The following is a 20,890-nucleotide window of genomic DNA, read 5'->3' on the forward strand; positions in this document are numbered from 1 at the left end:
GTATTTATTTGAGCTTATTATGTTGTCTTTTGATTTCTAATACAGTAATGGCTCAAACAACCGGTTCCATCAGTGGTACCATCCTGGACCGAAATACGCAAAAGCCTGTAATCGGGGCATCGGTTGAAGTACAACCTTCCAAAACAGGAACCATTACAGATTCACTCGGAAGATTCAGGATTACCGGCTTAACACCCGGCTCTTATTCTCTCAGCATTACTGCCATAGGATTTGCGGATAAAACCCTGACCAACCTGGTAATCACATCCGGAAACGAAAACAACCTGAATATAGAATTAGACCCTGCAGGAACCAATTTGAGTGAAGTAGTGGTAAGTGGCAAACGCGCTTCTGCCCGTGCAACCAGCCTCGAATCGCCCTTAAGCATACAAAGATTAACCACAGAGGAAATCAAGGCCAACCCTGGTGGAAACTTTGATATCAGTCGGGTTATTCAGTCCCTGCCCGGAGTAGGTGGAGGAGTTGGAGGAGGAGGTTTCCGTAATGATATCATCATCCGTGGCGGCGCTCCTAGTGAGAATGTATTTTATCTCGATGGAATTGAAGTCCCGCTGATAAACCATTTTGGCACACAGGGAAGCGGTGGTGGTCCGCAGGGAATTCTGAATGTGAGTTTTATTGAGGATGTCAAGCTCAGCAGCTCGGCTTTTGATGCCAGGTATGATAATGCTCTGAGCAGTGTGTTTCAATTCAAACAGAAGAATGGCAACCCCAACCGGCTGCAGGGAAATATCAGACTAAGTGCAACTGAACTGGCTGCCACTTTTGATGGTCCGATCAGTCCAAAAACAACCTTCCTGGCAAGTGCCCGCAGAAGTTATCTGCAATTGTTATTCCAGGCATTGGACCTTCCGATCCGACCCAATTACTGGGATTTTCAATTCAAGACCAATACCCGGATCAATGACAAAACCACTTTGCAGGTATTGGGCATAGGAGCCATTGATGAGTTCCGATTTGCTGCACCCAAAGAGGCTACACCAGAAAAACTCTATGCTGTAAACAGCAGCCCGTTGATCAATCAATGGAATTATACCGTTGGAGCCAGCTTAAAGCGATTGACAGATCGTGGCTTCTGGACGCTTTCCCTGAGCCGGAATACCCTCAATAACCGGGCTGACAAGTACGAAGACAATGACAACCCATCAGAGGGAACCCGCACGTTCCGGATCAATAGCCAGGAAACGGAGAACAAACTTCGGTTCGACCAGACCGTTAGTATTGATAAATGGAAAATTACGTATGGCGCTTCTGCCCAGTATGTACAGTTCGGTAATGATTTTTACCAGCTGTTCCGTCCGGCTCTGACGGATGAGCAGGGCAACCAGATTCAGCCTGCTGAAGAACTGCGAACGGATACACAGTTAGACTTTCTGCGTTATGGTGCCTTCGTTCAAACTGGCCGCAGATTTTGGGAAGACCGCCTGGCAATCAGTGCCGGTATGCGGGTAGATGGAAACTCAGCTGACAACAGTGTAGCAAATCCATTGAAACAATGGAGTCCGCGCATCAGTGCGAGTCTGGCCCTGGCACCCGACTGGAATTTCAGTGCCAGTTATGGTTTATATTATCGGCTGCCAAGTTATACCCAACTCGCATTTGAAGCAAGCCAGACAGGTATGATGAACCCGGGGGATTATATCCGAAGCAGACACCTGGTAGCTGGCTTTGAATGGCTGCCCTCCAACAATACCCGTTTTACGCTGGAAGGATTTTATAAAAAATATTCCAATTACCCGATCAGCATTCTGGATGGAATCAGTTTGGCCAACAAGGGAACAGAGTTTGGTGCCGTAGGAAACGAACCGGTTGTGCAGGATGGTGAAGGAAAAGCTTATGGCATTGAGTTTTTTGCACAGCAAAAACTAAGCAAACGATTCTTTGGAGTGCTGAGTTATACTTTTTACCGTTCTGAGTTTACCGGACTTAATTCAGAATGGATACGATCCAGTTGGGATAACCGCCACCTCTTAAGTTTGACAGCAGGATATAAACTCAATCGAAACTGGGAGATTGGCTTAAAATTCCGTTACCAGGGTGCGGCACCCTATACGCCCTTCGACCTAACCGCAAGCCAATTGAATTATTTAACATTGGGAACAGGTGTTTTTGATTTCAGTCAAACCAATACGTTGGAACTTCCTGCCTTTCATGCAAGTGATATCCGGATTGATAAAAAATGGAACCTGCGCCGGTTCACACTGGATTTGTACCTTGATATCCAGAACTGGTACAATTCAAAAAACCCGGGCATTCCACAATATACTTTCCAAAGAACTGCTGACAACAGTGGTTTCCAGACAACAGATGGGCAACCGATCCGGCAAAATGGAAGCAATGGCATTCCAGTAATACTGGCTAATAATGACGGCAGGTTATTGCCAACACTTGGGTTTATTGTGGAGTTTTGAGGAAGGGGGGAAAGGAAGAAAGGAAGAAAGGAGGAAAGGAAGAGGGTAAGATAGTCTTCCATTCCACCCTCTTCCTTTCCTCCCGAATTTACTGCTCCTTGCACCCCAACACCTCACACAACTTACTCTGCAATTCTTCTCCGCGGAGGTTTTTGCCAATGATGATACCATTGGGGTCGATCAGCAGGTTTTGTGGGATCGATTGAATTTTATACTGAAGGGCTACTTCATTTTGCCAGTATTTGAGATCACTGACTTGTGTCCAGTCGAGCTTATCATCTTTGATTGCTTTCAACCATTTCTCCTTGTTATTATCAAGGGAAACACCCAATACGGTGAAATTTTTATTTTTAAAGCGATCATGCGCCAATACAACATTCGGGTTTTCCTGTCTGCAGGGTCCACACCAGCTGGCCCAGAAATCAATCAAAACATATTTGCCACGGAAAGAAGACAAACTAACAGGAGTACCGGAAGGGTCATTTTGTGTGAACTCAAGAGCAGGTGAACCAATCCGGCCAATCTTGCTGTCTGCAATTCTGGCTTCCAGGAAACGTCCATAAAAACTGGACTTTACCTCAGGTGTAAATCCGGCAAAACTTTTTTCAACCAGGTCAGGATTTTCAACTACCTGCATGATGGTTGCCCACATAAAGGGAGCCACCACCTGGTCTTTCTTTTCCGCTGCAAATCTTTCACCGGCTGCTGCAAGGTTGTCAACCAGCTGCCGATACAACTGCATCAGACTGTCTGTAACGCCAGACTTGTTAGCGGCCTGCGAGAGCTCCCCATATTTTCTAAAATAGGGTTCGAATTGTTGCTGAAAGGCGATAAATCCATCCTGCGCAACAGATCCCTCCAATTTCAGCTGCTGAATTGCATTGACATCTCCGGAGAGTTTCATTTTTTTATTTTCCAGGAAAAGCAACCCTTTTTTATCAGAAGGCAGGAAGGAAATATTGTACAATTTCACATCTACAACAGCTCCATTTAATTTGAACTGGTTTTGCCGGGAAACAGCTTTTGCCAGGGTATCCGATGGATTGTCGGGATCAGTAATGACAACTACAGATTTATCAGGTAGGCCTGTAATGGTTCCTTCAATCTGAAAACCCTGCTGGGAAATGCCTTCAAAGCTTCCCATAACCAGGGCTACCATAGGCACTATACGGAATAACAAATTCATACGAGTACTTTATTTAGCGTGACGATCCTTCAAAATATCAATCACATCCTGCAGCTTAAAACCTTTCGCATTTAGCAGAATGAGATAATGGAAAAGCAGATCCGCCGATTCATTTAAGAACAGGGCATCGTTATCATCCTTGGCTTCAATTACCGTTTCCACAGCTTCCTCTCCCACTTTTTGGGCAATCTTATTCAAGCCTTTTGAGAAGAGTTTCGCTACATAGGAGGAATCCGGAGAAGCCTGCTTGCGCAGATCGATAATATCTTCCAGGTAAAAGAGAAAATCTTCAGCGTGATTTCGTTCACTCCAGCAGGTATCTGCACCGGTATGGCAAGTTGGTCCCAGGGGATTTGCCTTAATCAGCAAGGTATCCTGATCACAATCCACTGCCATGGATTTTAATTCCAGGAAATGACCACTCTCCTCTCCTTTTGTCCAAAGCCTGTTTTTAGTGCGGCTGAAAAAAGTCACTTTTCCGGTCTCCTCTGTTCTCCGGAGGGCCTCTTCGTTCATGAAACCCAGCATCAATACCTTTTGGGTAGTATGATCCTGAATAATTGCCGGAACCAATCCATCTGCATATTTCTGAAAATCAACTTTCATACCTTCAAATGTACTCAATTTTAAAGCTACCCGATTCGAACCGGGATTCCAGAAGCAGCCAGGCTGTTTTTTAAATCCGGGATAGCCACTTCTTTAAAATGAAAAATACTGGCCGCCAGGGCAGCATCTGCCTGGGCCTTTTGAAACACATCCACGAAATGCTCCACAGTTCCACCTCCACCGCTTGCGATCACAGGAACTGGTAACCGGTTTGCCAGTGTTCCGGTAATATCCAATGCAAATCCTTGTTTGGTTCCATCGTGATTCATGGACGTGAGCAGGATTTCGCCCGCCCCCAAAGCAACTGCCTCTTCCGCCCAGTCAATGCAACGTCGGTCGGTTTTGGTACGCCCCCCATTGAGGTACACATACCATTCTCCATCTTCTTCCAAGCGGGTATCAATAGCCAGCACCACACACTGGCTGCCAAATTGTTTGGCCAGTTCTGCTATCAAAGCCGGACGTTTAAAAGCTGCTGTATTAACCGAAATTTTATCGGCCCCGTTTTGCAGGAGCAGGCTTACATCTTCCACACTGCTGATGCCACCACCCACCGTGAAAGGAATATTAATCTGGTGACTGATCCGGTTGACCAGTTCGCTTAATGTTTTTCTTTTTTCAACCGTAGCTGTAATGTCCAGGAAAACCAACTCATCGGCACCCTGTTCAGCATAAAGCCTTCCCAGTTCAACCGGATCCCCGGCATCCCGAAGGTCTACAAAGTTGGTTCCTTTCACAGTGCGACCATCTTTGATATCCAGGCAGGGAATGATACGTTTTGTCAGCATGTCAGTTTCTTTTTTGTTCATTAAACCGGGTCAGTTCAGGCAGTGAGATCCGGTTCTCATAAATGGCTTTCCCTACAATGGCTCCGCTACATCCTATTGCTGCCAGCGCCTCGAGGTCTTTCATATTGCTTACGCCTCCACTGGCGATCAGCTGCAACTCGGGATACACTGTAAGGATGGATGCATACAGGCTGGTAGCCGGACCTTCCAATTTACCATCCTTACTCACATCGGTACAGAAAATCTGTTTTACCCCCTTTGACAGATAGTTTCCAATAAACTCACGGATAGGAATATCCGTAGTTTCCAGCCATCCTGAAATGGCAATTTTTTCTTCCTTCACATCCGCGCCCAATAAAAACTTATCAGCTCCATAAGTATTTATCCATTGTACAAAAAGGGCTTCCTGTTTTACAGCGAGACTCCCGATTGTTGCCAATGCAGCACCGGATTCAAAAACTATTTTCAGGTCCTCTTGTTTTTTAATACCACCGCCGAAATCAACTATCAAGCCTGTTTTTCCGGCCAGTTCTTCCAACACTTTCCAGTTTTTTACAGCGCCTGCCTTCGCACCATCCAGATCAACCAGGTGCAGTCTTTTTAATCCCGCATCCTCAAACTGTTTCGCCACTTCCAGCGGTCGTTCGTTGTAAATTGTTTTTTGCGCATAATCACCCTGGGTTAAACGAACACATTTTCCATCTATCAAATCTATTGCAGGAATTATTTCCATTATCGCAGCACTTTTTTTATGATGATATAATCAATTCCATTTTTTTGCCATGCCTCCCCATCCTGACAAAAGCCAAAACGGTTGTAAAAACCGAGAGCAGAAACCCGTGCGTTACACCAGATAACAGCATAGCCTTGTGATATTCCATAGTCTAGTACTTCCTGCAGCAACCGTGAACCATAACCCTTTCCCTGATAATCTGCCAGGGTAGCAAATTTCCGGAATTGCAGGGACCTGCCATATTTCAGACTGTTAAAAAGGGAGATAACGGACACCAGTTTACCAGTTGCAAAAAGACCCCAATGAATAGCCTCTTCATCGCCTGCAACTTTTGCCAGTTCTGCAGCTTGCCCGGGATACATTACTTCCTGGCGGATCGGCAGTACTACTTCGAGAGGGACCGATTTAATTTCAAATTCAGGCTTCATCATAATGGTGAAGCCTTTTTAAGATTACTTATTTTTTCAACTGCTTTTACAATTGCAGTTAGGGCGATATCAATATCTTTCGCAGTGGTTCTGTAGTTAACAAGTGCCGCACGAATACAGGACTCACCTTTATATACCGATGGCGTCATAAAAACCAGGCCATCCCGATTCAATTCATTTAATAATTCTGGAATAGTCAGGCCATTTGTTTTTTGGGGATCCGGCTGAAAGCAAACTGTATTCAATCTAACTGGGGCGAGTAACCGAAAATAATCGGTCTCCAAAAGTCTGGAACCAAATTCATTGGCGAGTGTTATGCAATTTTCTACCAACTCCCGGTAACCGGCTTTACCATAAGCCATCAGACTGAACCAAACCGGCAGGGCTCTGAAGCGCCGGCTATTCTCCGGCACATAATTCAGGTAGGAAAATTGTTCCCATGGATTTCCCAGGTAGGGCGCTGCCGAGTTCTGAAAACTCTGCACCTGGTAAACTGCATGCTCTTTCCGGGTAAAGATCATTGCGCTGTCATAGGGAACATTCAACCATTTGTGAAAATCTACGGTGATACTATCCGCCAGTTTCCATCCGTTCAACAGGTGTGCATGCTTTTCGGAAAGTGCTGCAAACGCTCCAAAAGCAGCATCAATATGAATCCAGCAATTACGGGTTTGTTTAAGTTGCGCAATTGCTGCCAGGTCATCAAAATCCACACTATTCACAGTACCACCGCTGGCAATCAGGATGAAGGGCTGATTTGGATCTGCAGGCAGCTTTTCCAGTAAGGCCTGGACATCCATCGCTTCTCTATCTGGTAAAGTGGGAATGATTTCAATATTAGCGCTGCCCATACCCAACATCGCCAGTGCTTTCAGACTGCTGGAATGGGGAGCGGCTGAATAAACAGGGATGGATACCCGAAGTCCATCACGGGCTATATCCTGTCCCAGTTGTTGCCCGGCCCACTGCCTGGCCACAGCCAACCCAGTGAAATTAGCCATGGTAGCGCCGGTTACAAATGAACCCATAAAATTTTCCGGCAAACCGAAGAGGTCAAGCAGTAACTTACCAGTTTGAATTTCCAATAAGGCGGAAGCATCTCCAATGCCGGTCGACAATTGAGCGTTCTGATCAAATACAGAAGTAAGCCAGTCGCCCAGTATGGCTGCGGGTGTTCCTCCTCCGGTAACAAAACCCCAATAACGGGGTCCCGAACTGGCAACGATATAAGGGTAAAAAAGATTTTTGAATTGAGCGAGTGTATTCAATGCACCAGAACCATTTTCAGGTAATGCAGGCCAGTTGAGAGCACCCGGATGGGAAGTAGTTGCCCGATCTGGAAGTTCTTTCAGATAGGCAGCTCCTGCATCTTTTGCAGCTTCCAGAATTTCAGCCAGCTGTTGCAGGTCTTCCTGAATGCTTACACTCATATCTTTTCGATAAAATTTTTTAGGATTTGTTCTCCAACACCCGCCGATTTTTCGGGGTGAAACTGTACGCCATAAAAATTATTACGGTGCAGGGCAGAACTATACGGCTTGAGGTAATCTGTTGTGGCAATAGTATCCGGACCTATCGCTGCATAATAACCGTGTACAAAATAACAATAGCTGTTTTCCGGTACTCCCTCAAAGAGCGGGGTCCGCAGATCAGTAATCGTATTCCATCCCATCTGCGGAATTTTGTAGTTATGCTGTTCAGCTTCCGGAAGGCCTGCTTTTAAAGAATGAAAAGACTGAACATATTCTTCAAAAATTCCCAGGCACACTGTATCGTTCTCTGCTGAATGCGTACACATTAATTGCATTCCCAGGCAGATACCCAGAACCGGTTGCTGCAATTCTTTGATCAGCTGATCCAGTTTGCGTTCGCGCAGGTATTGCATGGCCGTACTGGCTTCCCCTACTCCCGGAAAAATAATTTTATCAGCTTTCCGCAATACATCCAAATCATCTGTAACGGTTGCAGTTGCACCAATTCTTTCAAGTGCATACAATACGCTCTGAATATTCCCTGCATTGTATTTTACGATGGCTATTTCCATACTTACTGACTAAACAATTGTACTTAAAAATTCTTTGGTAGCAGTACCCACGTCTTTTGCTCCTTCCAATGCTTTGATATAGGCAGTGCCGATGATTGCACCATTTGCATGTGCACAGGCGGCATCAAAACTTTCGCGGTCTTTAATACCAAATCCAACCAACACGGGATTTTTTAACTGGTAGGATTCCAGTCGCTGAAGATAATCCTGCACACTGTTCATTTGTTTGTTGGACCCGGTTGTTGAGGAAGAAGAAACAGCGTATAAAAAACCTGAACTTAGTTTATCCAGTTTTTTAACCCTTTGTTCAGCAGTTTCCGGGGTAACCAGGAATATGAAGTCCAGGCCATACTTTCGAATAATGGCGCCATACTCTGTTTCAAATTCATATTCCGGCAAATCAGGCAGAATTAACCCATCTACTCCTACTCTTGCGGCATCTGCGCAAAAACGTTCAAATCCATATTGCAGTACCGGATTCATATATCCCATCAGTATAACGGGAACAGTTATGCGATCCCGAAATCCTTCCAGTTGTTCAAACAACCGCGCGATGGTCATTCCATTTTCAAGTGCTATTGCACTGCTTTGCTGAATAACCGGACCATCAGCCAATGGATCACTATAGGGCATACCCAATTCAATCAGGTCCGCTCTATTCGCCTGTAAAGATTCCATTACTGGTAGCGTGCTGTTGAGCTCAGGATACCCTGCAGTGCAGTACACATTTAATACCCGTTTATGCTTCTGTTGAAATAATGTTTGAATTCTGCTCATATCAATAATCTTAACTCGTCAGTATTTTTTCCATTTTTATATCAGATCTCTTGTAAATCGAATTACCTACCGGTATTTGCTCAAATCCGAATTTCCTGTACAGATGAATGGCTGCCCCCAATTTGGAATGAGAATATAACTGCAACTTGTTGGCACCCTTTTCTTTTGCTGTTGCGATGGCATGCTGAACCAGCAAATGTCCTGTATGACGGCCCTGAAAGGCTGTATCCACCGCCATTTTGGACAATTCAAAACAGTCCTCAGCGGATTTGATCAGGGCATAACAACCAATTACCTGGTCATTTAACAAAGCGAAATATATAAAACCGCCTTTATCCAGGTAATAGGTACGAGGATTACTCAGCATTTCTTCATCCACCGGCTCTACTTCAAAATAGGTTTCCAGCCAGGCTTTATTCAGACGTTTAAAATCCGGCGCCCGGCGATCTTCAAATGGTTCTATCCTTATCAATTCTTCCATCAGATGCCCATCATTTCCATTTGTTTCATATAAGTGGCAAGGTCTTTATCACCTCGGCCACTCAGGCAAATCACTACCTGGTCGGTTGCTTTTAAGGACAACTGAGACAGTGCGGAAAAAGCGTGTGCGGTTTCCAAAGCAGGAATAATTCCCTCCGTTCTGGCCACATCAAAGGCAGCCCGCAGCGCATCTTCATCCGTTACTGCCAGGAACTGTCCTCTTCCACTATCAAATAAATTGGCATGTAAGGGACCGATTCCCGGGTAATCGAGTCCGGCAGATATACTATGCGGCTCCACCACCTGACCATCTTCCGTTTGCATCACCAGGCTCTTGCTTCCATGCAATACCCCTGGTTTGCCCAGCGCAGTAGTTGCAGCAGAGAGGCCACTATTCACACCATGACCAGCAGCTTCCACCGCTACCAGTTGAACTGATAATTCATCCAGGAAATGATAAAAGGCGCCTGCTGCATTGCTGCCGCCACCTACACAGGCGATAACATGTGTGGGCAGCTCGGAGCCGGTTTTTTCTTTCAGTTGCCAGCGGGTCTCTTCACTGATTACACTCTGAAATCTGGCCACCATATCGGGATAAGGATGTGGCCCCACCACACTTCCTATAATGTAATGTGTATCGGAAGGGTTGTTAATCCAGTCGCGGATTGCCTCATTGGTAGCGTCTTTAAGGGTTTTACTTCCACTGGTAGCAGCCACTACTTTTGCACCTAACATTCGCATGCGGGCAACATTTGGCGCCTGCCTTTCGATATCCTTTTCTCCCATATAAACAATACATTCCACCCCTTTCAATGCACAGACAGTTGCTGTTGCCACGCCGTGCTGGCCGGCACCTGTTTCCGCAATGATCCTGTTTTTGCCCAGCTTTTGCGCTAGCAGGATCTGACCAATGGTATTGTTGATCTTGTGTGCCCCAGTGTGACAGAGATCTTCCCGTTTCAGGTAGATATTGGTACCATAGGCAGCACTTAATCGCTTCGCAAAATAAAGTGGCGTTGGCCTTCCAACATAATCGCGCAAAAGATCCCTGAACTCCAACTGGAAGGATGGCTCCTGCATGATTTCCAGGTAACGCGACTGTAACTCTTCCACATTCGGATGCAACATCTCTGGAATATAAGCACCACCAAATCGTCCATAGTAGCCATGCACATCTGGCTGTTGATAGGTTTGCATATTCATTTTCGTATTAGTCGTTCAATTGTTTGATAAATTTTTGGACCAGTTTCAAGTCTTTCACACCGGGACTTGTTTCAAACCTGCTATTAATATCCACAGCAAAAAGCGCTTTGGCTTCTGGTTGCGTTGAAAATTCTTTCAGTGCCCCCACATCATCCGGTTCAATTCCGCCACTCAGAAAATAGGGCTTTCCGATCTGTTGTGATTTCAGCATGCTCCAGTCGAATTTCTTCCCTGTACCCCCATAGCCCACGCCCATTGTATCAAAAAGAAACATATCACATACATCCAGGTAGGGTTTGATCATCCATTCGATGCTGTCGTTTTCACTGAGGCGGAATGCTTTAACCACCGAAACATAATCTGCTATTTTTTCGCAGTACTTCGGCGATTCATCCCCGTGCAATTGCACCATATGAAGCCGGCATTCATCCACCATCTGAATCACTTCATCCACACCCGAATTCACAAACACACCCACCTTGTTGATCTTTTTTTCTTTTTTCAGCTCATTTGTCGTCAGGTACCGGAGCACATATCGGGGGCTCCTTGGATAAAAAATAAAACCAGCGAATGTAGCCCCCAGTTCCTCCAGTTGATCTACCTGTTGTAACTGGGTCATACCACAAACCTTTACTCTCATCATGCAATTTCTTTTTTAAGTGTTAAGTTTTGTTCAATTGACATGCTAGTATGTAATCTCGGAAGTATCAGTCCCGAGAGATTAACCAAGTTTATTTGATTTTAACTCCTGAATAAATAGTTCAAATGCTTTTGCAGGATCGGCAGCTTTCATAAACTGCTCGCCAATCAAAAATCCATCGAACCCGTTTTCCCTGAACAATTGAATAGTGGCAATTTTATCAATTCCGCTTTCTGCCACTTTAATAGCATGCGGAGGCAGTTTGGATGCCATCTCCAGACTTTTTTCAATATTCACTTCAAAGGTTTTCAGGTTTCGGTTATTGATCCCGATGATAGGCGTAAACTCATTCACATGTCCCAGTTCTTCCTCATCGTGTAATTCCAATAACACACTCAATTGCATTTCAGCAGCGAGCATGGCCAGTTTCCTTGTTTCTTCAGGTGTCAGGCATGCTGCAATGAGCAGGATAACATCCGCACCTATCGCCCTGGCTTCATAAATCTGGTATGGATCAATTATAAAATCCTTTCTGAGCAGGGGAATGTTCAGGGAACGGGCGTCCATCAGATCCTGGGAAGAACCTCCAAAAAATTCCTCATCGGTTAAAATGGAGATAGCTGATGCGCCTAATCTGGCATAAGCTGCTGTAACTTCCCACAGATCCGCAGTTCCATTGATGATGCCTTTGGAGGGTGACTTCCGCTTGAATTCAGCAATGATGCCGGTTTTGGAAGGATCTTTTAAAAATTCGGCAAGCGAAAAAGTTGTTCTGTGAAAATGCTCTTTTCTTTCGAGTAAATCCAGCGGTTGCCTGCTCTTACGCTCCTCTACTTCCTTTCGTTTGGCAGCTACTATAGTATCAAGAATATTCATGCCTTATTGAAGTTCAACTAGTTTTTTAAGTGTGTTTCTGGCTTTCCCACTTTCCAGGCTTTCAACGGCCGCATGGTAAGCATCTTCATAGGTCTTGTAATTGCCAGTACTTTTCAGCGCCATGGCGGCATTCGCCAATACTACGGCATTCTGTGCCCAACTACCTTTTCCATCCAGTATTTTCAGGAAAATTTTAGCTGCTTCCTCCACAGAATTGCCTCCGTAAATATCGGAAGGCTGGACCATTCTTTTACCCATTTGTTCAGGAGTAAGCAGTTGTTCTCCTTCATTGGTAATCACTTTGGCATCCGATGTAAGGGAAATTTCATCGTACCCATCGAGGCTGTGAATAATGGTAAAGGCGCCCCCGGTCTGCTGCAATAAATAATTATAGACCCTCGCCATTTCAAGGCTATAAACTCCCACTACCTGGCAGGAAGGGGTGGCCGGATTTACCATCGGTCCTAACATATTGAAAAAGGTACGCATCCCAAGGTTTTTCCGGATGGGCGCTACTACTTTCAGCGCCGGATGAAACATGGGAGCATGTAAAAAACATATATTGGTTTCCGCTACTTCTTTTTTAAGGGCTGCCGGATCGTTTTTAAAGCGATAACCCAACTGTTCCATCACATTGGAAGCACCACTGATTGAAGAGGCGCCGTAGTTTCCATGTTTAGCTACCTTCTGACCAGCACCTGCCACTATAAAACAGGCAAGAGTTGAAATATTGAAGGTATTCTTGCCATCGCCACCGGTGCCAACAATATCAACCAGGTTATCTGCTTCCAGCCGAACCGGAACGCAAAGTTCCAGCAAGGCATCGCGGAAACCCTGCAACTCTTCAATAGTTACACTTCGCATAAGGTAGACCGTCATGAATGAAGTGATTTCATGCTCATTGTACAATCCCTTACCAATGTTCAGCAACACGTCCTTTGCCATCGCCCGGGTCAGCGACTTGTGTTCAAATAAAAACTGTAGTATCTTTTTCATTGTCTATTTTTTTCGTCTCAGATCTCACGTCTCACGTCTCACGTCTGACGTCTGACGTCTCACATCTTCAGCCAATTCCTCAGCATCTTCTCTCCATCCGGAGTCAACACACTTTCGGGATGAAACTGCACCCCTTGTACATCATAGCTTTTATGCCGTAGTCCCATTATCTGTCCAGATTTATCCAATGCTGTAATTTCGAGGCAATCCGGCAGTTCTTTATCATCCACCACCCAGGAATGATACCTGCCCACTTCCAGAGTTTCCGGAAGGCCGGCAAATACATCTCCTTCTTTTTTCTGCCGATTTTTCACCTGGTGAATTGGTGTTGCTATTCCATGATATACTTCTGCCAGGTTAACCAGTTTGGCACCAAAAGCTTCACCAATTGCCTGGTGCCCCAGGCATACACCCAGGATGGACTTGGTTGCTGCGTACTGCTTTATGAGGGGCAACAAACTTCCTGCTTCAGATGGAATACCCGGACCAGGAGACAGAATAATCTTATCATAGTCGGCTGCCTTTTCCAGTGGCAGTTGGTCGTTGCGCACAACATCTACTTTCTCTCCGGTAATTTTTTCAACCAGGTGAACCAGGTTATAAGTGAAGGAGTCGTAATTATCAAAAACTAAAATCTTCATAATGGTTTCGTACTTATTCTTTCAATGCCGTTAATGGATGGATTGCGCCAACTCGATTGCTTTTTTCAGCGCACCCAGCTTGTTATTCACTTCCTGTAATTCGCTGGCCGGCTGACTGGCTGCTACTACCCCGGCACCTGCCTGGTAGGTTAAGGTATTTTGTTTACTCAACAGGGTTCTTATCATGATGGCATGATTACAGTTGCCATTGAATCCCATGAATCCAAGTGCTCCACCATAAAAGGAACGGGCAGTAGGTTCGAATTCATCAATCAATTGCATGGCCCGGATTTTTGGCGCTCCGCTCAAGGTGCCGGCCGGAAAGGATTTTGCCAACAAGGTAAACGGATTTGTATCCTTTGGCACACGTCCCGTTACTTCGCTCACCAGGTGAATTACATGGGAGAAATATTGAACCTGTTTATAGTGCGCCACTTCCACCTGGTCGCAGATTCTGCTCAGGTCATTTCTAGCCAGATCCACCAGCATTACATGTTCCGCATTCTCTTTTGCATCTGCCAGCAGCTTTTCTGTTTCCTGCTGATCCAGCAGGTCATCACCACTTCTTTTATAAGTTCCTGCAATGGGATGAACAACTGCTTTTCCGTTATCGATAATAAGTTGCGATTCGGGAGACGACCCCATCAGTTTGTAATCGCCATAGTCAAAAAAGAATAAATAAGGTGAAGGATTTACACTTCTGAGTGCCCGGTACACATTGAATTCATCACCTTTGAAAGTCTGACGAAAACGCCTGCTGACAACAATCTGAAAAACATCACCCCGATGGCAGGAACGAATCCCTTTTTTCACCATTTCCATGTATTCATCATCACTCATATTGGAAGACTCCGCACCATTCAGTTCAAACGGATAAACCGGCACATCCTTGCCCCGGATCAACGATTCCAGCATATTGCTGTCTGATTCAATTCCGTTGATCTTGTTTTCACAGAGATATAATTCATCTTTAAAATGATTGATGGCTATAACGTACTGGTATAACCGATAACGCATCAGGGGAATTGTTGTTTCAGTTGCTTTTTTTTCTGAAAAACGGATGGTATCAAAAAACTGAACAGCATCATACGTGGTGTATCCAAACAATCCCTGAGCAAAACCTTTTATTTTATCTCCGGGCTCTACCACTTCAAATCGCTGCATGAAATTCCAGAGCTGATCCGGCACTTCTTCCGGCCGCTGGATGGAAACCCTTTCAGGTGTTTGGCCCGGCAGCTTGTATTCAATGCGCTGCAGGTCGCTGATCTCCATACCTCCAATTGCATTAATGCAGATAAAGGAATAACTATTATCCGCAGCATGGTGATCCGTACTTTCCAGCAGGATGGTATCACGGTACCGATCCCGCAAGCGGAGATAAATCCCAACTGGTGTGTAGACATCCGCCAACATCGTTTTGACCGTTGTTTCGATTCGTATCTTCTTTTTTTCGTTGCTCATAGTTGTTGATTTCCAGCAAAAATTAAAAAACCCCGATGGGTTACATCGGGGCTTTAATTATGTCATCCTATACAATGGACACAGCATTACAACACCCCGGAAGAGTTTGTATGCCACCACCACTGAATAGTTTGAATATTTTTTGTCATATCACTGCAAATATGGGGCACCAAATTGGAATGAACAAAACTTTTTTCAGTAGCTTACTTAAAATATCCGGTTATGCTGATACATCATACTCAGAGGGATAGCAAAGGCGTATTTTATGTTGGCGATAGTGATTCTCCGATTGCTGAACTGGTATACACCAAACCTGCATTTGATAAAATGATCCTGGAACATACAGAAGTTGCAGAAGAATTGAAGGGACAGAATGTAGGCTATCACCTGGTAGAAGCGGCTGTTGAGTATGCCCGGCACCACCAGCTTAAAATTCTTCCGCTTTGCCCCTTTGCCAATGCGGTTTTTAAGAAGAAACCAGAATACCAGGATGTATTAATGGATTAAAACCAAAGCTATGAAAGTTGTAATATTTGGAGCCACCGGCCAGGTAGGCCGGTATCTGGTACAACAGGCCATCCTGATGGGTCATCAGGTGAGGGCTTTTGGCAGAAATGTACATGAACTACCAGATGATACACACCTGCTGGAGAAAATCAAGGGTGCCGTTTTTGATCCTGGTGAAGTATTCAACGCCATTAAAGGAACGGATGCTGTTTTGAGTGCGCTGGGGGGTAGTTTTGATGGCACTGATAAGACCCGCTCTCTTGGGATTCGCAACATCGTTGAGCAGATGAAAGCTTCCGGTGTCAAACGCATTGTGGCATTAGGGGGTGCTGGCGTACTGGATCATCCGGATGGCGGATTGGCTATTGATCAGGAATCCTATCCTCCGGAATATATTCCAGTAGGAAAAGAACACCAGAAAGCCTGGGAAATACTGGTGGATTCCGGCCTAGAATGGACCTTTGTCTGTTCCACAGATATCATTAACGCGGATGTTTCAGGCGGATTTCTGACAGCAGTCAATCAATTACCGGAAGGCGCGAAAGGTCATATCAATGCCGGCGACCTGGCACTTTGCATGCTGCAGGAGCTGGACAGAAAATCACATATCCGGCAACGAATTGGTATTTCAGCCGTCTGAACTACAGAATCCCTTTTGTTGAAGGCAAATAATTACTGAATGGGTCCCGTTTTACGGCCATCCGGATGGCTTTTGCAAATGCCTTGAAGATAGCTTCAATTTTATGATGTTCATTCTCTCCGCGGCAGTAAATATTCAGGTTGCATTTAGCTGCATCACTGAAGGACTTGAAAAAATGAAAGAACATTTCCGTTGGCATTTCTCCAATTTTCTCCCGATTGAATGAAGCATCCCATACTAGCCAATTACGTCCACCAAAATCAATCAGCACTTTGGCTTCCGCTTCATCCATTGGCAATGCAAACCCATAGCGCTCGAGCCCCTTTTTATCAGCCAGGGCTTTTGCAAAAGCTTCTCCCAATGCGATGCCTGTATCTTCGATAGTATGGTGTTCGTCAATGTGTAAATCACCGTTTGTTTCTATTGTGAGATCCAGTTTCCCGTGCCTGGCGATCTGGTCCAGCATATGATCAAAAAAACCCAAACCCGTTTGGATACTGGCTTTACCTGAACCATCCAGGTTCAACCCAATCCTGATCTTCGTTTCATTTGTATTGCGTTCGTGTTCCACTTTACGTAATCCAAGTTTCAGGAAGGAATAGATTTCCGCCCAATCACAGGATTCCAGTGCTACAGTTGTTTCCCTTAACTCCATGGCTTTGTCCTTGATCTCCGCTCCACCCAGTTCCGGGTCAAGGTTTAACCAGATAGCTTTTGAGCCTATGTTCTTGGCCAGTTGCACATCTGTGATGCGATCACCAATCACATATGAATTTTCCAGATCATATTCCGGGTTATTCATATAATGAGTGAGCATACCGATACCCGGTTTACGGGTAGGCAGGTTTTCATGTGGGTAACTCCTGTCGATCAATACTTCCTTGAAAAAGATTCCCTCCCCTTCGAGGCTTTTCATAACAAGGTTGTGAAGTGGCCAAAAGGTATCTTCCGGAAAACTGGCAGTACCCAATCCATCCTGATTGGTAACCATTACCAGTTCATAATCCAGCTCACGGGCGATTCTTCCCATGTATTCAAACATTTTGGGATAGAAGGTCAGCTTGTCAAAAGAATCCAGCTGATAAGTGGGAGGCGCCTCGTTAATCAGGGTGCCATCGCGGTCGATGAATAAAACGCGTTTAGCCATAAGGGTTATTATCGATGAAAGTTACTGATACTGTTTCAATGCTTCGATCAATTCTGAATTTTCTTTTTCCGTTCCTACTGTAATCCGAAGACAATCGTCGCAGAGTATAACAGAAGAGCGGTCCCGTACCACAATTCCTTTATCCAGCAGATACTGATATACTTTTTTCGCATCCCGGACTTTAACCAGGAGGAAATTTGCATCAGAGGAATACACTTTCTGAACGATCTTAAGGGATGGTAGTTCACGCTCCAGCCTACCCCGCTCTTCCACCAATACCCTGATCATCTCATTTACCTGCTCCACTTCATCCAGGGCTTTCAGTACCAGCTCCTGCGATGCCTGATTGATATTGTAAGGCGGCTTCACCTTATTCATCACGTCAATGATTTCTTTGGAAGCAAAGGCCATTCCTACTCTCAGAGCTGCAAGTCCCCAGGCTTTGGACAGCGTTTGCAATACCACCAGGTTGGGATACTCCTGCAAATCAGAAAGAAATGAGCGCTGTCTTGAAAAATTGATATATGCTTCATCCACCACCACGAGTCCGAAGTAATTGTTCAGCAGGGCTTCCACCGCACCCCTATGCAAGGAATTCCCAGTAGGGTTATTCGGTGAGCAGAGAAATATAATCTTGGTGAAATCATCCACTGCTTCTTCCATTGCCGGAAGATCCAGTTGAAAATCTGGCGTAAGCGGAACTTTTTTGATCTGCACATTATTGATGTGTGCACTTACCTCGTACATTCCATAGGTTGGCGGTACAATCAGGATATTATCCATCCCTGGTTCACAGAAGGCGCGGATCAGTACATCAATACATTCATCGCTTCCGTTTCCAAGAAAAATATGTTCCGGTGTAACTCCCTTGATAGTGGTGAGTTTTTCCTTTACGGCCATTTGCAGGGGATCGGGATACCGGTTGTACCATTTCAATAGTGGTGATCCCAGTGAATTTTCATTGGCATCCAGGTATACACTGGCTTCTCCTTTGAACTCATCACGCGCGGAGGAATAAGGTACCAGATCGCGAATATTCGGCCTTAATAATTCGTTCAGATTAAACATGGTTTTGCATTCTAATGGTTACTGCCTTGGCATGTGCATCAAGTCCTTCTGCACTGGCCATTTCAACAACAGCGGGACCGATTGCCTTCAATCCCCCAGGAGAAAGTTCCTGGAATGTTATTTTCCTCACAAAGGAGTCTACACTCACCCCACTATACGCTTTGGCATAACCGTTAGTGGGAAGTGTATGGTTGGTGCCGCTGGCATAATCGCCTACACTTTCTGGTGTAAGATGCCCTAAAAAAACAGATCCAGCATTCACCACTTTATCAGCTATTTCTTTGGCCTGATCACTTGCCAGGATCAAATGTTCAGCAGCATAGAGATTCAATATTTCCAGTGCCTCTTCCTTAGTGCTTACCACAATCGCAGAACTGTTTTGCAACGCTTTTTCCGCGAGCTGCGCACGAGATAATTGTTCAAGTTGTTTTTTAAGTGCTTCGGAAACTTTTTCCGGCAGGTTTTCATCGGTGGTCACCAACAGCACCTGGCTATCTGCTCCATGTTCAGCCTGGCTTAATAAATCGGCGGCAACATACGCAGGATTGGCAGTAGCGTCAGCAAAAACAGCCACTTCCGAAGGACCGGCTGGCATATCAATAGCCAGGCCATCGCGTTGCACCAGTTGTTTGGCGCAGGTTACATATTGGTTACCCGGACCAAAAATTTTAAATACCTGGGGCATGGTTTCTGTACCATATGCCATTGCAGCGATGGCCTGTGCCCCACCAACTTTAAAAATGCGCGTAACTCCTACGAGTGAAGCAGCATATATAATGGCCGGATGAAGTTTTCCGGTTTTATCAGGAGGAGAACATAAAACAATCTCTTTGCAACCAGCAATGGAAGCGGGTATGCCCAGCATCAGGATAGTTGAAAAAAGTGGAGCCGTTCCACCAGGAATATACAAACCCACCTTTTCAATACCCACTGATTTGCGCCAGCATTGGATACCAGGCATGGTTTCGATGATTTCAACAGGTTGCACCTGCGCCTGGTGAAAACGTCGAATATTAGCAGCTGCCAGTTGCATCGCTTCTTTAAGCGCTGGGGAAACCTGGTTGGCTGCCACCTGCTTTTCCTCTTCTGACACTTCCAGCTTATTCAATTGAACGCCATCAAACCGGGATGTATATTCAAACAGAGCGGCATCTCCCCTGCGTTTCACCTCCGACAAAACTGTCTGGACAGCTGATTCGAGTGTGGAACTGTCCATAACAGGCCTCGCCAACAGTGATGCATACTCGCTTTTTTCAGGATAGCGAACGACTTTCATATACTCAGATTATCATTTTTTCAATGGGAACTACCAGGATTCCCTGTGCACCGGCTGCTTTCAGTTGTTCAATGATATCCCAGAACTGGTTTTCACTCAACACACTGTGTACACTGCTCCAACCGGGTTCTGCCAATGGCAATACAGTAGGACTTTTCATACCAGGTAACAGGGAGATGATTTCTTCCAGTTTCTCATTGGGGGCATTCAGCAAAACATATTTATTGTTCTTCGCTTTTTTTACAGCCCGGATCCTGAACAGCAAACGCTCCAGTACCTGCATTTGTTCAGCTGATAAATTTTCATTCCGGATCAATGCCGCCTGGCTTTTCAACACCACTTCTACTTCTTTCAGGCCATTCATGAAAAGTGTGGAACCGGAGCTAACCAGGTCAACAATTGCATCTGCCAGCCCTATACCCGGAGCGATTTCCACCGAACCACTGATTTCATGAATTTCGGCCTTCACTCCTTTCGACTGCAGAAAGTTCTCAACCAACACCGGATAACTGGTAGCGATGCGTTTGCCCTGTAAGGATGCTACCCCGGTATACTCGTCTTTTCTTGCAACGGCAATACTTAACCGGCATTTACCAAAGCCCAGTCCCTCTACGATCTGTACCTTTTTATTTTTCTCAAAAACTACATTCTCACCAACGATACCAATATCGGCTACAGCATCCTCCACATATTGAGGAATATCGTCATCACGTAAAAAATAAATTTCAAGCGGAAAGTTTTCTGCTTCGGTTTTCAGTTTGTTGATACCATTCTTAACATCAATACCACAATCCTTCAACAATTTGACAGAATCCTCATAAAGGCGTCCACTTTTCTGGATGGCGATTTTCAATTTCTGTTGCATATAATCAAATAAAATAAAGAGGGCTTACCATGCAGGTAAGCCCTCAAATGTTATCAATAGACATCAAACATCCTCGCTTACCGCGCTGGCAGTAAA

The 20,890-nt window shown here is 45.2% G+C and carries 22 protein-coding genes; 3 read left to right on the forward strand and 19 right to left on the reverse strand.

Annotated elements, in window-relative coordinates:
- Window positions 1-47 precede the first annotated feature (47 nt).
- Window positions 48-2,432 (forward strand): TonB-dependent receptor, encoded by a 2,385-nt coding sequence (locus tag L0U88_RS02280; RefSeq protein ID WP_234863984.1) that lies wholly within the window; start codon window positions 48-50, stop codon window positions 2,430-2,432.
- A gap of 88 nt (window positions 2,433-2,520) precedes the next feature.
- Here L0U88_RS02280 and L0U88_RS02285 read toward each other — a convergent pair whose 3' ends face one another.
- The 15 genes from L0U88_RS02285 to L0U88_RS02355 all read right to left on the reverse strand — a co-directional run bounded on the left by L0U88_RS02285 (window position 2,521) and on the right by L0U88_RS02355 (window position 15,291).
- Entirely contained in the window at window positions 2,521-3,618 is a 1,098-nt protein-coding gene (locus L0U88_RS02285; RefSeq protein ID WP_234863985.1) for a TlpA disulfide reductase family protein, read from the reverse strand.
- A 9-nt stretch (window positions 3,619-3,627) separates the two neighbouring features.
- Window positions 3,628-4,224: a bifunctional phosphoribosyl-AMP cyclohydrolase/phosphoribosyl-ATP diphosphatase HisIE gene (gene hisIE / locus L0U88_RS02290; protein WP_234863986.1), complete on the reverse strand. Its 597-nt coding sequence runs from the start codon at window positions 4,222-4,224 to the stop codon at window positions 3,628-3,630.
- 26 nt (window positions 4,225-4,250) lie between these two features.
- Complete coding sequence (gene hisF, locus L0U88_RS02295) at window positions 4,251-5,033, reverse strand: imidazole glycerol phosphate synthase subunit HisF (protein WP_289623299.1); 783 nt, start codon at window positions 5,031-5,033, stop codon at window positions 4,251-4,253.
- The gene (gene hisA, locus L0U88_RS02300; protein WP_234863987.1) at window positions 5,014-5,745 is read right to left on the reverse strand and encodes a 1-(5-phosphoribosyl)-5-[(5-phosphoribosylamino)methylideneamino]imidazole-4-carboxamide isomerase; all 732 of its coding nucleotides are present in this window, start codon (window positions 5,743-5,745) and stop codon (window positions 5,014-5,016) included. Before hisA ends, hisF begins: the two co-directional genes overlap by 20 nt.
- Window positions 5,745-6,176, reverse strand: coding sequence for a GNAT family N-acetyltransferase (locus L0U88_RS02305; RefSeq protein ID WP_234863988.1), 432 nt, complete (start codon window positions 6,174-6,176; stop codon window positions 5,745-5,747). The genes hisA and L0U88_RS02305 overlap by 1 nt, the downstream gene beginning before the upstream one ends.
- Window positions 6,173-7,603 carry a pyridoxal phosphate-dependent decarboxylase family protein gene (locus L0U88_RS02310; protein ID WP_234863989.1) on the reverse strand — a complete coding sequence of 477 codons (1,431 nt, stop codon included), beginning with the start codon at window positions 7,601-7,603 and terminating at the stop codon, window positions 6,173-6,175. Before L0U88_RS02310 ends, L0U88_RS02305 begins: the two co-directional genes overlap by 4 nt.
- The gene (gene hisH, locus L0U88_RS02315; protein WP_234863990.1) at window positions 7,600-8,217 is read right to left on the reverse strand and encodes an imidazole glycerol phosphate synthase subunit HisH; all 618 of its coding nucleotides are present in this window, start codon (window positions 8,215-8,217) and stop codon (window positions 7,600-7,602) included. Before hisH ends, L0U88_RS02310 begins: the two co-directional genes overlap by 4 nt.
- Before the next feature lie 9 nt (window positions 8,218-8,226).
- A complete protein-coding gene (gene trpA, locus L0U88_RS02320) occupies window positions 8,227-8,994 on the reverse strand; it encodes a tryptophan synthase subunit alpha (protein WP_234863991.1) in 768 nt (255 codons plus the stop codon).
- 10 nt (window positions 8,995-9,004) lie between these two features.
- On the reverse strand, window positions 9,005-9,475 hold the full coding sequence (locus tag L0U88_RS02325; protein WP_234863992.1) for a GNAT family N-acetyltransferase: 471 nt from the start codon (window positions 9,473-9,475) through the stop codon (window positions 9,005-9,007).
- Window positions 9,475-10,671 (reverse strand): tryptophan synthase subunit beta, encoded by a 1,197-nt coding sequence (gene trpB, locus L0U88_RS02330; protein ID WP_434801956.1) that lies wholly within the window; start codon window positions 10,669-10,671, stop codon window positions 9,475-9,477. Before trpB ends, L0U88_RS02325 begins: the two co-directional genes overlap by 1 nt.
- 13 nt (window positions 10,672-10,684) lie before the next feature.
- A complete protein-coding gene (locus L0U88_RS02335; protein ID WP_234863994.1) occupies window positions 10,685-11,320 on the reverse strand; it encodes a phosphoribosylanthranilate isomerase in 636 nt (211 codons plus the stop codon).
- 78 nt (window positions 11,321-11,398) lie between these two features.
- Window positions 11,399-12,193, reverse strand: coding sequence for an indole-3-glycerol phosphate synthase TrpC (gene trpC / locus L0U88_RS02340; RefSeq protein ID WP_234863995.1), 795 nt, complete (start codon window positions 12,191-12,193; stop codon window positions 11,399-11,401).
- A 3-nt stretch (window positions 12,194-12,196) separates the two neighbouring features.
- Window positions 12,197-13,189 carry an anthranilate phosphoribosyltransferase gene (trpD, locus tag L0U88_RS02345; RefSeq protein WP_234863996.1) on the reverse strand — a complete coding sequence of 331 codons (993 nt, stop codon included), beginning with the start codon at window positions 13,187-13,189 and terminating at the stop codon, window positions 12,197-12,199.
- Window positions 13,190-13,248: 59 nt separating this feature from the next.
- Entirely contained in the window at window positions 13,249-13,830 is a 582-nt protein-coding gene (locus L0U88_RS02350) for an anthranilate synthase component II (protein ID WP_234863997.1), read from the reverse strand.
- 30 nt (window positions 13,831-13,860) lie between these two features.
- On the reverse strand, window positions 13,861-15,291 hold the full coding sequence (locus tag L0U88_RS02355) for an anthranilate synthase component I family protein (RefSeq protein WP_234863998.1): 1,431 nt from the start codon (window positions 15,289-15,291) through the stop codon (window positions 13,861-13,863).
- A gap of 222 nt (window positions 15,292-15,513) precedes the next feature.
- On the opposite strand from L0U88_RS02355, the gene L0U88_RS02360 reads away from it, so the two are divergent.
- Entirely contained in the window at window positions 15,514-15,798 is a 285-nt protein-coding gene (locus L0U88_RS02360) for a GNAT family N-acetyltransferase (RefSeq protein ID WP_234863999.1), read from the forward strand.
- 10 nt (window positions 15,799-15,808) lie between these two features.
- Window positions 15,809-16,438 carry an NAD(P)-dependent oxidoreductase gene (locus L0U88_RS02365; RefSeq protein WP_234864000.1) on the forward strand — a complete coding sequence of 210 codons (630 nt, stop codon included), beginning with the start codon at window positions 15,809-15,811 and terminating at the stop codon, window positions 16,436-16,438.
- 1 nt (window position 16,439) lies between these two features.
- On the opposite strand, the gene hisB is transcribed toward L0U88_RS02365, so the two are convergent.
- Genes hisB through hisG form a run of 4 tightly spaced genes read right to left on the reverse strand, consistent with a single transcriptional unit; the run spans window position 16,440 to window position 20,794 of the window.
- Window positions 16,440-17,585 (reverse strand): bifunctional histidinol-phosphatase/imidazoleglycerol-phosphate dehydratase HisB, encoded by a 1,146-nt coding sequence (gene hisB, locus L0U88_RS02370; RefSeq protein ID WP_234864001.1) that lies wholly within the window; start codon window positions 17,583-17,585, stop codon window positions 16,440-16,442.
- 21 nt (window positions 17,586-17,606) lie between these two features.
- Complete coding sequence (hisC, locus tag L0U88_RS02375) at window positions 17,607-18,653, reverse strand: histidinol-phosphate transaminase (protein WP_234864002.1); 1,047 nt, start codon at window positions 18,651-18,653, stop codon at window positions 17,607-17,609.
- On the reverse strand, window positions 18,646-19,929 hold the full coding sequence (gene hisD / locus L0U88_RS02380; protein WP_234864003.1) for a histidinol dehydrogenase: 1,284 nt from the start codon (window positions 19,927-19,929) through the stop codon (window positions 18,646-18,648). Before hisD ends, hisC begins: the two co-directional genes overlap by 8 nt.
- Window positions 19,930-19,933: 4 nt before the next feature.
- On the reverse strand, window positions 19,934-20,794 hold the full coding sequence (gene hisG / locus L0U88_RS02385) for an ATP phosphoribosyltransferase (protein ID WP_234864004.1): 861 nt from the start codon (window positions 20,792-20,794) through the stop codon (window positions 19,934-19,936).
- Between the last annotated feature and the right edge of the window lie 96 nt (window positions 20,795-20,890).

The sequence above is a fragment of the Flavihumibacter fluminis genome, assembly GCF_021491375.1.
GTDB lineage: Bacteria > Bacteroidota > Bacteroidia > Chitinophagales > Chitinophagaceae > Flavihumibacter > Flavihumibacter fluminis.